This window comes from Rhodococcus sp. JS3073, assembly GCF_026810085.1.
Classification (GTDB): Bacteria; Actinomycetota; Actinomycetes; order Mycobacteriales; family Mycobacteriaceae; genus Rhodococcus_F; species Rhodococcus_F wratislaviensis.
In genome coordinates this window covers 6,932,404-6,947,038 of sequence record NZ_CP113951.1, presented here as the reverse complement: position 1 = coordinate 6,947,038, position 14,635 = coordinate 6,932,404, and the positions used below count along the sequence as shown (strand labels likewise).

Sequence of the window (14,635 nt, the reverse complement as noted above, 5' to 3'; positions counted from 1 at the left end):
TAGCCTGGGGCGGTGGAGTCTTCAGTCAGCAAGCAAGCGCCGCGCCGAGTGGACCCGGCGTTGGAGCTGCAGTCGGACCCGCAGGAGCTGCTGCCCCGCAGACGTCCGACCCAGGAACGTAGTCGCCGCAAGTTCGACGCGCTGCTCACGGCATCGCGGGAGTTGCTGGTGGACGTGGGATTCGAATCGTTCACGTGCGAGGAGGTCGCCGCACGCGCGGACGTCCCGATCGGCACCCTCTACCAGTTCTTCGCGAACAAGTACGTGATCGTGTGCGAGCTCAACCGGCAGGACCTCGTCGGCGTGCAGCACGAGATCGCCCAGTTCAACGGTGAGGTCCCGTCCCTCGACTGGCTGCGGTTCCTCAATTCCTTCGTCGACCACATGGCGGGGCTGTGGACGTCCGACCCGTCGAGGCGGGAGGTGTGGCTGGCGATGCAGTCAACCCCCTCCACGCGCGCCACCGGGGCCATCCACGAAAAGGCGTTCGCGGAGCAGGTCTCACGGATGCTCGCCCCGCTCACCCCGCAGACGTCGCGGGAGCGGCGCACGATGATGGCCGAGGTGCTCGTCCACGTCGTGTATTCGATGCTCAATTTCTCGGTGCAGGACAACCAGAGCCACGCGGACGCCGTCGCCGAGCTCAAACGACTGATGGTGGCGTACCTGCTGGTCGCCGAGAAGGAATCGCGCTCCACCTAGCCCGCTACACGCTTGTGCGCCCTTCCGGTTGCCTGAGCTACCAGAAAGGCGCACGAGCGCCGGCGGCGCCTACAGGGACTCGATGACGGCGAACGCGCCCGCCATGTCTCCGTCGTGTGTGAGGGAGATGTGAATCCTCACATCGGTCAGATGCTTGGCGACGTCTCCGCGTAAGCGGATACTCGGTCGCCCCCACGCATCCGTCACCACCTCGATCAGGTGGTGGATCATCTCGGGCAGCACCGGCGGGCTGGCGAAGAGAGACGTGGACCAAGCCTTGATCACTGCCTCCTTCGCAGCCCACCGGGCGGCGAAATGCCTAGCCGGATCGGAGCTCCGGGTCACGGCGTCCCGACGCTCGCCCGGTGTGAAGTTGTCGAGCATTGCCGTCCCTGGCCGGTCCAGCTGCTCGGCGAACTCCGACACCGTCACGAGATCGAAGCCGATCCCCAGAACTCCCATCCGTCGTTCCTACTTGCAGCCGGGCAGACCCGAGCTGTACACGTCGTCCGCTCCCAGGCGCGCGGCCTCGGTGAGCAGGACGTCCGCCTCGAGCTGACGGGACGCTGCGGCCGGGACGCTGTCGCCGCCGAAGCGACGATCCGCCGGACGCTCGTACAGGCTGCCGCCACCGACCATGGCCTTCGCCAGACGACGCTGACCCTCGACGGTGCGCTTGCGTGCCTGCTCGAGGTACGCCTCACGCTTGTCGGCCGGGATGGCCTCGACGAATGCCTGCGAGTGCACGACCGCGACCATGCCCGACACGTGTCCGAAGCCGAGGCTGGTCAGCAGACCGGCCTTCAGCGGGAACTGCTCGCCGAAGCGAAGCGGCTCCCGGGCCCACACGAGGTGTTCGAACTCGGCCATCTTCTCGTCGACGCAGTCGAGGCTGCGGTTCGGCGGCACGATGCCCTGGTCCAGAACCTGGCAGAGACCGATCAGCTGGAATGCTGCGGCACCACCCTTGGCGTGTCCGGTGAGGCTCTTCTGCGAGACCACGAACAGCGGTGCACCTTCGCTGCGGCCCAGGGCCCCGGCGAGACGCTCGTGCAGCTCCGCCTCGTTGGGGTCGTTGGCCGCGGTGGACGTGTCGTGCTTGGAGATCACCGAGATGTCGTCGGCACTGACACCGAGCTTGCCGAGGGACTGGGCGAGCTGCGAATCCGCTCCCCCACGACCCGCGCCGAGCGCACCGATACCGGGAGCCGGGATCGACGTGTGGACACCGTCCGCGAACGAGCCGGCGTAGGCGACCACACCGAGGACGGGCAGGCCCATCTCGAGTGCCAGGTCACCGCGGGCCAGCAGGATCGTGCCACCACCCTGCGACTCGACGAACCCGCCGCGACGACGGTCGTTGGCCCGGGAGAATCGACGGTCGTCGATGCCCTTGGCCCGCATGTCGTCGGTCTTGGCCGTGGCGGACATGTCACCGAATCCGATGATGCCCTCCGCGCTGAGGTCGTCGAACCCGCCGGCGACCACGAGCTGGGCCTTGCCGAGCTTGATCTTGTCGACGCCCTCCTCGACGGACACCGCGGCCGTGGCGCACGCCGCAACCGGGTGGACCATGGCGCCGTAACCGCCGACGTAGGACTGGACCACGTGCGCCGCAATCACATTCGGCAGGGCTTCCTGCAGGATGTCGTTCGGCCGGTTCTCGCCGAGCAGCGTGTCGATGTACAGCGACCTCATGGAGGTCATGCCGCCCATGCCGGTGCCCTGGGTGTTGGCGACCAGCGAGGGGTGCACCCACCGCAGCAGTTCGCTGGGCGTGAACCCACCGGTGAGGAACGCGTCCACCGTGGCGACGATGTTCCACAGGCCCACGCGGTCGACGGAATCGGCCATGTCGGCGGGGATGCCCCACTTGGTGACGTCGAATCCGGTCGGGATCTGACCACCCACGCTGCGCGTGAGCTTCATCTTGCGGGGGACGCGGATCTCGGTGCCCGCACGGCGGGTGACCTGCCAGTCACCGCTGTCCGGAACCGGGCTCGCGACCGTGTTCTCCGGGTCGGCCTCGACGAAGGCCAGTGCCTCCGCCTCGGTGCTGACGACGAAGCTCAGGTCCTTGTCGAGGAAGACCGACGTGAGCAGCGGTGCGGTGTTCTCGACCATGGAGCCGTCGTCCGCGTAGCGGCGGATGCCGCAGCGCTCGACCACCGTGTCGTGGTACTTGTCCGCGATCTCGGCCTCCGGAACCAGTTCCCCGGTCTCGGCGTCGTACCAGCCTGCGGACGGCGTGGTCTCCCACACGACGAGTCCGGTGTTCCAGGCGAGTTCGAGAACGCCTGCCGCCGAAAGCTCTTCGTCGACCTCCATCTCGAAGCGGGTACGCGAGGAACCGAACGGTCCGAGCTCACCGGCACCGACGATGACGACGAGGTCCTCCGGAGCCGCTGTGACGCCGGACCAGGCCGGTGCCACCGATGCGGAGACCCGCGGCGGGGCGGGCAGAGCCGCGATGGTGTCGAGCTCGTCGACCTCTTCGGCCTCGGCCGCAGCGGTCGCGGCTTCCTGAGCCTGCTTCGCAAGAGCGGGCAGGTCCAGGTTCGCCTGGGCGAGCCCACCGGTCAGATCGGCAGCGAGCGGCTCGGTGGAGGCGAGGCGACGTGCCTCGGGCTCGCACCACTGCAGCAGCTCGGTGGCCATTTCCTGGGTGGACCAGGTACGGACTCCGGCGCCTTCGACAGCCTCGACCAGCGGGTCGTTGCCGCCCATGAGGCCGGTTCCGCGGACCCAGCCGATGAGAGCGTGCACCAGGGTGACGCGCTCGGCCCAGTTGCGCTCGGCCTTCCAGCGGCCGACCACCGCGTCGAGCGCGGCCTTGGCCTCGCCGTACGCACCGTCGCCACCGAACAGGCCACGGTTCGGGGAACCGGGCAGGACCACGTGCAGGTGGGTGTCGACGTCACGGTCGTAACCGATCTTCGACAGTCCGCCGATCAGGCGCTCCACCGACCACAGGAGAACGCGCATCTCCATTTCGGCGCGGGCGCCGGCGTCGGCGAGGTCGCCTGCCACGCGGGGCGCGGCGAACGGGAACAGCAGCGTCGGGGTGACCGCTTCCTTGACGAGCTTCTTCGATCCACCGGCCGTCTCGTACTGGGCCTCACCGATCCACTCGATGAGCGAGTCGATGTCCGTGTAGGACGCCATGTTCGCGGGGACCACCCACAGGGCGGCACCGGCGCGAGCATTGCGGCGGTAGAGGTCGCGGTAGAAGCCGAGACGCTTGTCGTCGAGACGCGAGGTGGTCACGAAGACCGTCGCGCCGCCGGCGAGGAGCTTGCCTGCGACCGAAGCCGCGATGGAGCCCTTGCTGGCACCGGTGACGACGGCGACCTGGTCTGCCCATTCCGGGGTCTCGTCGGTGACGACGACTGCCGCCTCCGCGATACGCCCGTACTTCTCGGCCAGAGCCGTGCGTCCCTCGTCGGTTGCGCGGGCCTGCCACCATGCGGCCTGCGCCGCAACGGACTTGCCTGCACCGGCGAAGCCTTCGATCTCGAGAGACTCCACGCCTGCCGCGTCGATCCACAGACGAGCCAGATCCTCACGTGCACTGGCCCAGCGGTCGTCGAGCAGCACCGCCCGCTTGGCGTCGAACGCGGGAGCGACCAGTCGCGGCCAGTCGGAACCGAGTTCCGCCGACACGAGGTCGACGAGTTCGGTGTCGGTCGGCTGCGCTGCCGTCGCCGTGTCACCTGCGAAGCCGAGCTGCTCGAGCACGAGGCGGGCGGCCGAGGCCAGCACGCCGTCGCGGCCCGTGATGTGCTCGGTGAACTCGCCCAGCGCCGCGGCGTCGACGGTGCCACCGGCTCCGCCACCCGAGGACGGGAGGGAGACGCTGATCCCGCGGCGCGAGGCCACTGCGGCCACTGCGCTGTCGATGACGGCGTCCACTGCGGCGCCGTCGGCGAGACCGCCGCCGGCCAGGCCGCCGAGGTCACCGCCACGAATGCTGGAACCGTCGCGGGTTCCGAGCGCCACCTCGGCGGTGACGTGGTACGCCCAGCCGTCGCCGAGTTCCCAGACCTTCTTCACGCGGTCCGCGATGGCCGCCGGACGACGACCCGAGGGGCCGAAGACCTTGCGGAGGTGATCGTTGATCGAGTCGGACAGCACCGGGCCGAACGGCTTGTACGTGCGGGCCAGGGAGTCGACCGTGCCGGCGAGCGAGCCCATGTCGGCGTCGGCGGCACCGTCGATCGCGCCGAGCGAGAGCTCGGAGCCGAGGTCGACGAGCAGCTGGTTACGCCGCGAGGACACGCCGTCACACAGCGCCTCGATCGTGTCGACGGGGCCGACCTGATCGGGACGGAGCTTGGTCCACAGGCTGATCAGGACCTTGGTGGCGTCGGCGGCCTTGAACGCGATGTCGTCGGGACGCGGTCCACCGGACGGTGCGGCTGCCGGGGCCGGGGCCGCGGCGGGTGCGGCCGATGCGGCGGGCGCCTCGGCTGCGGGTGCTGCGGGCTCGTCGTCCTCGACCGGCGCCGGATCGACGTCGGTGGAGTACACGATGGACGCTTCACGCTCGATGTTGAGGACCTCGACCGGGTAGCCGAAGCGGCCCGGCAGCTTCAGGGTCTGCGACGCGAGGTTCGCGACGGTCGGGACGGAGCCCAGACCGATCTCCACGAACCGCTCGACACCCAGTCCACCTTCGGACTCGTCGGCGAACAGCAGATCCTGCGTCTCGATCCAGCGCACCGGGCTGGCGAACTGCCAGGCCAGGAGCTCGGTGAGGACCACGCGGGTGAGCTCGACCGGCTTCTTCGCCCAGGAGTCGAAGTCCTTCAGCACCTTGTCGAGGGGCTTCGACGGGACCAGGTCGGCGATCTCCTGCACGAACTCCTTCTTCAGGGAGAACGGCTTGGGAACCAGGTTCGGGATGTACCGCCCGATCAGGATGGCCGGGTCGATGTCCTTGGGGAGCAGTTCCTCGAGACGGCCGCGGAAGTCGTCGACACCGCCACGCAGCACCGTGGAGTGGAACGGAACGTCGATGCCCGGAACCATGATGTAGGCGCGCTTGCCACCGAAAGCCTCACGGCGGATGTCGATTTCGACCTCCAGCGCGTTGAGTCCGGCGACCGTACCGGCGATGGCGTACTGCGAGCCACGCAGGTTCAGGTTCACGATCTGCAGGAACTCACCGGTCGCCTCGGCGACACCGGCGACGAAGGCCTCGACGTCGTCGTCGGCCAGACCGATCTGCGACGGGCGGATGGCAGCCATCCGGTAGTCGGAACGGCCGGCCTCGTCGCGGGGAACGAGTGCGTGCATCGCGGAACCACGCTGGAAGACCACCTCGAGAACAGCTTCGAGAGGCAGCACACCGGCGACGGCGGCGAGAGCGTTGTACTCACCGACCGAGTGGCCTGCGAGCAGGGCACCCTCGACGAAGGCACCGGATTCGCGGAGCTCGGCGACCTGAGCCACACCGAGCGTCGCCATCGCGACCTGGGTGAACTGGGTCAGGTGCAGGACACCGTCCGGGTGCTTGTGCTCGACACCACGGGCCTTGACAACCGTCGGGTTGTCGCGGACCACGGCGAGGATCGAGAAGCCGAGGGCCTTGCGGGTGTGCTTGTCGGCGCGATCCCAGATCTCACGGGCGGCCTTCGAGCGGGCGCGGGCGTCGAGGCCCATGCCGGGACGCTGGATGCCCTGTCCGGGGAACGCGTAGACGGTCTTCGGGGCGGCGGTGCGACCCGTTGCGACCATCACCAGTTCACCGTCGATGCGGCAACCGACCTCGACGATCTCGGCGCCACGGTCCACCGCGATGCGGTCGACGCGGACGTCGATCTCGGCGCCCGGGCGAACCATGCCCAGGAAGCGTGCGGTCCAGGCGGTGAGACGACGCGGCGGCGTCTTGGTCTCGGCCGGATCCACGGCGGTGACGACCTGCTGGGCGGCGGCGGAGAGCCACATGCCGTGCACGATCGGGCTGCCGAGGCCGGCGAGCAGTGCCGCGTTGTCGGAGGTGTGGATCGGGTTGTGGTCGCCCGACACCTGGGCGAAGGAGCCCATGTTGCGGGGAGCGACGATCGTGGTGTCGCGGCGACGACGACGCGGGGTGTCGACGGCCTCGTCACTCAGCGAGCCACCGGCGCGGGCCGGGTCGGACAGTTCGCCCTTGCCGGTGCGGCCGCGGATCGCGAAGCGCTCCGACAGGGTGACGACGGCAGGCGCGTCCAGGCCCTCGCCGAGCATGGCGCCGACCTCGACCTTGACCTCGACGACGCGGCCCAGGTCGGTGTCGAGAACCGAGGCGACCTCGGCCTTGACGACGAGAATGCTGGTCTCCGACGGCAGTTCGCCGACGAAATCGACGCTGTGGTCCAGGTGGACCAGGTCGAGCATGCCCTCGATGACGGAGAGCGAGTCTTCGGTCTTGGCACTACCGAGCACGGCGAACACGGCCGGCCAGCAAGCGCCGACGACCACGTCCGGGACGGCCTTGCCGCTGACGCTCAGCGTCGTGGGCAGACCCGAGCCGGTGACACCGGCGTGGTCGGCGACCAGGTCGGGCGTCCAGGCGAGGTTGAGGCGTGCGACACCGTTCTTGACGGCGGGCAGTTCCTGACCGGCCGCGACCGCGAGGAGTGCGGTCATCGACTTCTCGGCGTCGGCCTCGGTGACCACCGGAGCTCCACCGTCCGCGACGGACGCGGGCACGGTGATGGTGATCTGGACGGACTTGGCTGCCACCAGCGGGACGGTGAGGAGCACCTGCTGGTCGTCGATGACGGACAGCTCGGCACCGGTGGTCTCGTGCACCGCGAGGGTGTCGGACTCGATCGACCACTTGTCGAGGTCACCGAGCCGGCGAACCGGGTTCAGGGTCAGGCGCGAGGCCCACTGGATGTCGGGAGCCGACAGGACGGTGTCGAGGAGGCCGCGGGCGATGTCCGCGTGACGGCGTGCGGGCAGCGACAGCGGCGCGACACCGGCGGTGACCAGCTCGTCGTACGTGGCCTTCTCGAAGCGGTCCAGCAGCTCGCCGACAGGCTCGTCGACGCGCGTGATGCCGGCGACGGCGACGGTGCCGGGGATGACGCAGACCTGGTCGGCCGTGTAGCGAGGATCGTGTGCCTGCCACAGCGAGTCGGAACGCCACCAGCGGCGGACGTCACCGTCGACGACGGGCACGAAGTTGACCGGCTTGCCGGGAGTCTTGCACAGCGAGACGAAGAACGAGACGTCCGCGGGGTGCAGAACCGTGGTGGCGTAGTCGGGGTACTGCGCCTGCAGGGCGCAGACGGCCGCCTCGGGACGCTCGAGAATCGCGTCGTCGGCGAACAGGGTGGGGATGGGGCCACGGTCGACCGGGTGCAGACGCGATTCGGTGCGCTGCAGCATCTCACCGAAGCGCGCACGCCAGGTGATGTCGAGCCACGGGCTCGCGGTGGCCTCGGTGATGGCGTCCTGGAGGTCGGTGCCGCAGTCGAATGCCTTCGCCGCGTCGATGCCGACGGCCAGCTCGAGGTAGCGGCGCAGCCACTGCTCGTACGTCATGGTCGCGACGTCGCCGAAGTACGGCTTCGCCGTGATGTTCAGAGCCTCGATGATCTCGTCGCGACGCTCGGCGACGGCGTCGGCGTCACCGGCGACCTCGTCGAGCAGACGGCCCGTGCGGGACGCGGCGTTGTCGATCTCGTGGATGTCGGCGCCGAGCTGGCTACGACCGGAGGCCATGCCGCCCTCGGCGGTGCCTGCTCCGACCCAGTCCGGAGTACCGGGGGTGTCGACGAGGAGCTGCTTCACCTCGGCGGAGGTGGTCGCCTCGAGGGTGGCCATGGCGGCGGTGCCGACCAGGATGCCGTCCAGCGGCATGGCCGGGAAGCCGTGTGCCACGGACCAGCGGCCGGTCAGGTAGTCGGCAGCCTGCTCGGGCGTGCCGATGCCGCCGCCGACGCACAGGACCAGGTTCGGCCGGGTACGCAGCTCGGCGTAGGTGTCGAGGAGCAGGTCGTCCAGGTCTTCCCACGAGTGGTGACCACCGGCGCGGCCGCCCTCGATGTGGGCGATGACGGGGAACGAGGGAACCTCGTTGGCGATGCGGATGACCGAGCGGATTTGCGCGACCGTGCCCGGCTTGAACGCGACGTAGCTGAAGCCGGCATCGGTGAGGTCGCCGATGATCGAGACGGCGTCCTCGAGCTCGGGGATACCGGCGGTGACGACGACACCGTCGAACGGGGCACCCGCGGCGCGGGCCTTCGGCACGAGGCGCTTGCCACCGACGTGGAGCTTCCACAGGTAGGGGTCGAGGAACATCGAGTTGAACTGCACGGCGCGGCCCGGCTCGAGCAGCCCGGTGAGCTTCTCGACGTTGTCGGCGAAGATCTGCTCGGTGACCTGGCCACCGCCGGCGAGCTCGGCCCAGTGGCCTGCGTTGGCTGCTGCGGCGACGATCTTCGGGTCGACCGTGGTCGGGGTCATGCCGGCGAGCAGGATCGGCGAACGACCGGTCAGCTTCGTGAATGCGGTCTCGACGCCGATGCGGCCGCCCGGCAGCGACACCGGCTTCGGGAGGAACTCGGTCCACGCGGCGGGAACCTCGGGGGTTGCGCCGGGGGTGAGCAGGTTGCGGTGACCGCCACGGGTCGCGGCGGCGACGATGCCGACGCCCTGGCCGCGGACACTGGCCGACGTCATGCGGGTGAGGAGGTCACCGGGTCCGAGGTCGAGGATCCACGCGGCACCGGCTTCGAGGGTGCTGTCGACGGCGGCGACCCAGTCGACGGGATCGACGAGGCAGGCGCTCGTGAGAGCGCGGGCCTTCTCTTCGTCGAGACCGCAGCGCACGGCCCACTGGCCGACGATGTCGATCGTCTCCGCGAGTGCGGGGTGGTGGAAGCCGATCTCGACCGCGAGGGGCTCGAAGACGGGCGCGAAGATGGAGCCGCCACGCTTCTTGGCGTCGCGCTCACGGGCCTCGTCGGCCTCGATCTGCTCGCACCGCTGCTGGACGCGTGCCAGCTGGGCGGGCGGGCCGGACAGCACGACGCGGCGACGGGCGTTACGGATGCCGAGGACGGCAGCACGCTCGGGCTCGAGGCCCTCGGCGAGCTCCTCGACGATCTGACGGAGTCGTTCCGGGTCGACGTTGGAGACAGCCAGCATCGGGGTGGAGTCGGCGGCGGCGATCACTCCGCGACGACGGCCGACGAGGCCGGCAGCCGCACCGATGAGCTGAGCGAGGGCGAGGAGTTCGCCGTCCTTCTGACCCGAGGTGGCAACGGCCTCCGCGGCGAGGAGTCCCTGGGAGTGGCCGATCACCGACACGGGAGCCGTAACCGCGGGATCGAGGCCCTGAGCTGCCAGCGCACGCAGCGCTGCGATCTGAGTGAGGAAGACGCCGGGGAGAGACACCGCCGCCGAGGTGAGCGCTGCCGCGGAGGGACCGGCCGCCTGGGCGCCGTCCTCTTCGTCGGCGAGTTCCTGCTCGAGGATCCAGGCGATGGGGTCGAATCCGACCGGGCGCACGACGAGGAGTTCCTGTGCCACGGGGGCCAGGTAGTCGGCCGCGTCGTTGACGATCGTGGTGAGTGCCGGCTCGAGTCCGTTGTCGCGGCTCAGTTCCTCCAGCGAGCTCAGCCAGGGCGCGCCCTGACCACCGAAGGCGAGCGCGTACGGCTCACCTCCGAGCAGACGATCCACCAGGGTGCCCTTGCTCGACGACCGAGTGTCGTCCCGGTCTACGCCGATGCGCCGCGAACCCTTCGAGTTTTTTCCGTTTCCTGCGGGTGTCGTGTCGTCAATCGTCACGCGTATGTCCTCTCCTGGTCCCCTCTGGGGGGAGGTGGGGATAGTGTCTGCCGCCCTCGGCATCGTGTGCCAGCTGTATCGGCTCTGATCAGCTCTTCCGGGCTGCTCAAGGTTGACACAGAATCATGAGGATTTCCTCACGTTCACGAGCCGCCGGGGTGTCACAGCCGTGCATCGGAGAAATATCGCGTGATGTCCCTCACAGATCTCCCGCGAAGTAACCGGTGAGTAGATCGCGTCCGTGCTGGACGAGGGCGGTGCGAGGACGTCCAAGAACCTGAGGAAAGCCTCATATTAATCGTTATCAATCTGTTACCACCTTGACGAAGTCCCAGGTTCATGCAGGTCTACGCCCCCGAATCCGGGTCCGTGAACAGCGAAAGCGAACCTGTCGGACCCTCGCACTAATGTTCGAGTCCAGGAACAGCCGACAGCCATTCTCCGGGGGGAAGAAATGAGCACAGCCCACGTCCGCGCCCTACTCGATCACGTCGCCACCGAACTGCCACCAGAGTCGTGGCCGCACTGGACGGAGGGCTGGCCGCACGAGATCGAAGCCGGTCTGCTCGATGCCGCGTTCTCCGCCCGCGCCACGTACGGCACGCCCACCACGGGGGTCCGCGCCGTCATCACCCGCTGGCGCGATCACCGGGCCGCACCCCTCGACGACCTCACGGCGCTCGCCGTGCACGCGGACGAACCCGAAGACCTCCTGGCCGTCCTGAACAATCGGCAGCGAGTACCGGGGAACTACACCACCAAGGCCGAGGCCGTCGCCTCGGCAGCACGCTCGCTCACCGAACTGGGATGCACCACCTCGGCGGATCTCCGCGACGACGAAGCCCAGCGGAACGCCCTCGTCGCAGTGCCCGGGTTCGGTGGCGCCACGTGGGAGTGCTTCACCATGCAGCTCGGAGTCCGCACCGCCGGATCTCACCAACTGGTGTGCGATTTCCTCGGCGAGGCACTCGATCTCGAAACACCCCCGTCGGCAGCGGAGGCCGAAGACCTCCTCGCCGCAGCAGCAGCGCGGCTCGAGATCACGCCTGCGACCTTCACCCACGCCGTCTGGCGGTACCAGCGCGCGCAGCGGCGGGTGGCGGGTGCGAGATGAAGTACACGCGAGAAGTGCTCGAGCAGGCGGTCGCAGAATCGACGAGCTACGCCGGCGTCATGCGTTACCTCGGCCTGAAACCCGCGGGTGGGACACACGCTCACCTGAGTCGGCAGAGCAAGAAGTTCGGGATCGATCCGACGCACTTCACCGGGAGCGCACACACCAAGGGCAAGCCTGCCCGCAATCGCATGTCGTGAGAGGAGATTCTCGTGAAATTCTCTGCGGCCTCGGTGACGACTGGTGCGGACTCCCACTGATCCTGGATGTCGACCACATACGGGGAGACCCATCGGACTCGCGCTTGCAGGAAGTTCGATTCCTGTGCCCCAACTGCCACAGCCAGACTCCATCGTGGGGCCGGGCGAAAGAGCCTCGACCGGGCCGGCGATCCGATTGACATGTGCTGCGGGGGGGTGCCTTGTTCATGGCGTAGTCTGTGCTTCGCGCGCGAGTGGCGTAATTAGGCAGCCGCGTCAGGTTTAGGTCCTGGTGTCCGAAAGGACGTGGGGGTTCGAGTCCCCCCTCGCGCACTTCTCGGGTTCTTTGCCGATTTTTCGGCGGCCCTGTTTCGCTTGGATCGACGGCTCCTCGGGCGCCTGCTGCGGCTGTGACCGCCGCCATAGCGGCAACCTGCTCCTAGCAGCGCATTCAGCGATTCAGGTACCGTCGTTACGTGTCCGGTAACCGTAAGCAACGCCGCCCCGCGCTGATCCTGTTGGTGGTCGTCGGGGCCGTCGGGTGCCTCGCACTCGGCTGGTGGCAGTGGACACGTTTCGAAGCGGTGGGCGGGACCGGCCAGAACCTCGGATACGCGTTCCAGTGGCCGCTGTTCGCGGCGTTCCTCGTCTACGCCTATCGGCGATTCGTTCAACTCGAGGACGCCGAACCGGCTGACACCACCGACGTCCCGGATGCTCCCAACGAACTGCGGGAGATCCCGGCCGACGTCTTGCCCCCTCGCCCCTCGGTGGCCGAGGACGACGATCCGGACGACCTCGAGAGCCGGCAGATTTCGCAGTACAACCAGTACCTCGCCGAGCTGTCCGCTCGCGAGACCGATAGGAGCACCACGTGAGCACGGGCCAAGACGAAACGACTGCCGGTTCGGTCACAGACACCGCGAAGCAGAAGAAGATCGCCCCCGCGCTCCTGCGCTACCGCGTCCTCGCCTACGCCACCGGCGTGTGGCTGCTGGTCCTCACCGCAGAGATGGTGGCCAAGTACATCTTCAAGGTCGACAACCTGCCCAGCTGGATCGCCGTGGTCCACGGCTGGGTGTACTTCGTCTACCTACTGGTGACGCTCGACCTGGCGGTCAAGGTGCGCTGGCCCGCCGGCCGGACGGTCGGGACGCTCCTCGCGGGCACCATTCCGTTCCTGTCGTTCTACGTGGAGCACCAGCGGACCAAGCAGGTCCGCCGCGACTTCGGTCTCTGACCGACGGTCGGCTCCCTCACATGATGACCGGCTGCCCGGTGATCATCGCGATCACGTAGGTCAGCCAGCCCAGCGGTGTCTGCGGCACCATCATCGGCGACATGCGAAACCTCCTCCCGTGAAGCGTAGCGAGGATCAGCGCCCGGTGAGCGCCGCCAGGGCGGGGACGAGCTGAACGAGCGCCCGCCCCCGGTGCGAGGACGCGTCCTTCTCCTCGGGTGACAGCTGGGCGGCCGAGCGGGTGTCTCCGTCGGGCACGAAGACCGGGTCGTACCCGAATCCGCCGTCGCCGACGGGCTCGCGGGCGATGCTCCCCCTCCATTCGCCACGGACCACCGATTCTTCGCCGCCGGGCACCACGAGCGCGCACGCCGAGACGAACGCCGCTCCCCGGCGGTCGTCGGGCACGTCGCCGAGCTGCGCCAGGACCAGGGCGGTGTTCGCGGGATCGTTTCCGTGCGTGCCCGACCACCGTGCGGACAGGATTCCGGGCATGCCGTTCAGCGCATCCACCTCGATTCCGGAATCGTCTGCGACACAGGGCAATCCGGTTGCGGCGGCGCCGTCGCGCGCTTTCGCCAGGGCGTTCTCCTCGAACGTCGCACCCGTTTCGGGGGCCTCGGGGTATTCGGGTACGGCATCGAGCCCGACCAGTTCGATCCCGTCGACACCGGCCGCCTCGAGCACCCGATGCAGTTCCCGAAGTTTCTTCGCGTTGCGGCTGGCCACCAGCACCCGTGTGGTTTCCGGCAAGATCTAGCCCCCGAACTTCTTCTTCGACGTCTCCGGGACCTTCGGCTCCGGAAGCGCCCCGGGGTAGGGCAGTTCGAGTGCGGACTTCTGGATCTCGAACAGCTGCTCGCACCCTGCGAGTGCGGAATCCAGCAGTTTGTCGAGTGTGCTCCGCGGGAACGTCGCGCCTTCGCCGGTGCCCTGGATCTCGACGAGGGTGCCGGTGTCGGTGGCCACCACGTTCATGTCGACCTCGGCGCGCGAGTCCTCCTCGTACGGCAGGTCGAGACGCACACGGCCGTCGACGACGCCCACACTCACCGCGGCGATGCCGCAGGAGATCGGCTGGGGGTCGGCGAGACGGCCGGCGGCGCGGAGATAGGTCACCGCGTCGACGAGGGCCACGTAGGCGCCGGTGATGGCGGCGGTGCGGGTTCCGCCGTCGGCCTGCAGCACGTCGCAGTCGAGGGCGATGGTGTTCTCACCGATGGCGGCGAGGTCGATGCAGGCGCGGAGGGATCGTCCGACCAGCCGGCTGATCTCCTGGGTCCGCCCACCGACCTTGCCCTTGACGGACTCTCGTCCGCTGCGGGTGTGGGTGGCGGCGGGCAGCATGGCGTACTCGGCCGTCAGCCAGCCGAGTCCCGAGCCCTGACGCCAGCGGGGAACACCGTCCTCGACACTGGCCGTGCACATCACCCGGGTGTTTCCGAATTCCACCAGCACCGATCCCGCGGGATGAGTGGTGAAGCCCCGGGTGATCTTGACCTCGCGGAGTTCGTCGTCCGCCCTACCGTCTTCTCGTGTGGTCACGGCAGAGAGCCTAGTCGCCCTCGTGTGGGGCGCGGGCACACG

9 protein-coding genes and 1 tRNA gene are annotated in these 14,635 nt (G+C 68.6%); 6 read left to right on the top strand and 4 right to left on the bottom strand.

Annotated features, from left to right (window positions below):
- The first annotated feature begins 12 nt into the window (after positions 1–12).
- A complete protein-coding gene (locus tag OYT95_RS31555) occupies positions 13–702 on the top strand; it encodes a TetR family transcriptional regulator (RefSeq protein ID WP_005248286.1) in 690 nt (229 codons plus the stop codon).
- Between the two features lie 69 nt (positions 703–771).
- Here OYT95_RS31555 and acpS read toward each other — a convergent pair whose 3' ends face one another.
- Positions 772–1,164, bottom strand: a complete 393-nt coding sequence (acpS, locus tag OYT95_RS31550; protein WP_037236411.1) for a holo-ACP synthase AcpS — start codon at positions 1,162–1,164, stop codon at positions 772–774.
- Between the two features lie 9 nt (positions 1,165–1,173).
- On the bottom strand, positions 1,174–10,494 hold the full coding sequence (locus OYT95_RS31545) for a type I polyketide synthase (RefSeq protein ID WP_112300632.1): 9,321 nt from the start codon (positions 10,492–10,494) through the stop codon (positions 1,174–1,176).
- Between the two features lie 454 nt (positions 10,495–10,948).
- On the opposite strand from OYT95_RS31545, the gene OYT95_RS31540 reads away from it, so the two are divergent.
- The 5 genes from OYT95_RS31540 to OYT95_RS31520 all read left to right on the top strand — a co-directional run bounded on the left by OYT95_RS31540 (position 10,949) and on the right by OYT95_RS31520 (position 13,048).
- Positions 10,949–11,608 (top strand): hypothetical protein, encoded by a 660-nt coding sequence (locus OYT95_RS31540; protein WP_268790012.1) that lies wholly within the window; start codon positions 10,949–10,951, stop codon positions 11,606–11,608.
- Positions 11,605–11,808: a hypothetical protein gene (locus OYT95_RS44745; protein ID WP_378494357.1), complete on the top strand. Its 204-nt coding sequence runs from the start codon at positions 11,605–11,607 to the stop codon at positions 11,806–11,808. The genes OYT95_RS31540 and OYT95_RS44745 overlap by 4 nt, the downstream gene beginning before the upstream one ends.
- A gap of 248 nt (positions 11,809–12,056) precedes the next feature.
- Positions 12,057–12,141: transfer RNA gene (locus OYT95_RS31530), tRNA-Leu, on the top strand.
- A 143-nt stretch (positions 12,142–12,284) separates the two neighbouring features.
- Positions 12,285–12,686 carry a transcriptional regulator gene (locus OYT95_RS31525; RefSeq protein WP_268790011.1) on the top strand — a complete coding sequence of 134 codons (402 nt, stop codon included), beginning with the start codon at positions 12,285–12,287 and terminating at the stop codon, positions 12,684–12,686.
- Positions 12,683–13,048: a DUF3817 domain-containing protein gene (locus OYT95_RS31520; RefSeq protein WP_007296582.1), complete on the top strand. Its 366-nt coding sequence runs from the start codon at positions 12,683–12,685 to the stop codon at positions 13,046–13,048. Before OYT95_RS31525 ends, OYT95_RS31520 begins: the two co-directional genes overlap by 4 nt.
- Positions 13,049–13,183: 135 nt before the next feature.
- Here OYT95_RS31520 and rdgB read toward each other — a convergent pair whose 3' ends face one another.
- Both rdgB and rph read right to left on the bottom strand, forming a co-directional pair.
- Positions 13,184–13,801 (bottom strand): RdgB/HAM1 family non-canonical purine NTP pyrophosphatase, encoded by a 618-nt coding sequence (rdgB, locus tag OYT95_RS31515; protein WP_268790010.1) that lies wholly within the window; start codon positions 13,799–13,801, stop codon positions 13,184–13,186.
- A 3-nt stretch (positions 13,802–13,804) separates the two neighbouring features.
- On the bottom strand, positions 13,805–14,593 hold the full coding sequence (gene rph / locus OYT95_RS31510; RefSeq protein ID WP_112300636.1) for a ribonuclease PH: 789 nt from the start codon (positions 14,591–14,593) through the stop codon (positions 13,805–13,807).
- Positions 14,594–14,635 lie beyond the last annotated feature (42 nt).

Coding starts and splice junctions, on each gene's coding strand:
- acpS (WP_037236411.1), bottom strand. CDS start 1,164: ATGGGAGTTCTGGGGATCGGCTTCGATCTCGTGACGGTGTCGGAGTTC.
- OYT95_RS31540 (WP_268790012.1), top strand. CDS start 10,949: ATGAGCACAGCCCACGTCCGCGCCCTACTCGATCACGTCGCCACCGAA.
- OYT95_RS44745 (WP_378494357.1), top strand. CDS start 11,605: ATGAAGTACACGCGAGAAGTGCTCGAGCAGGCGGTCGCAGAATCGACG.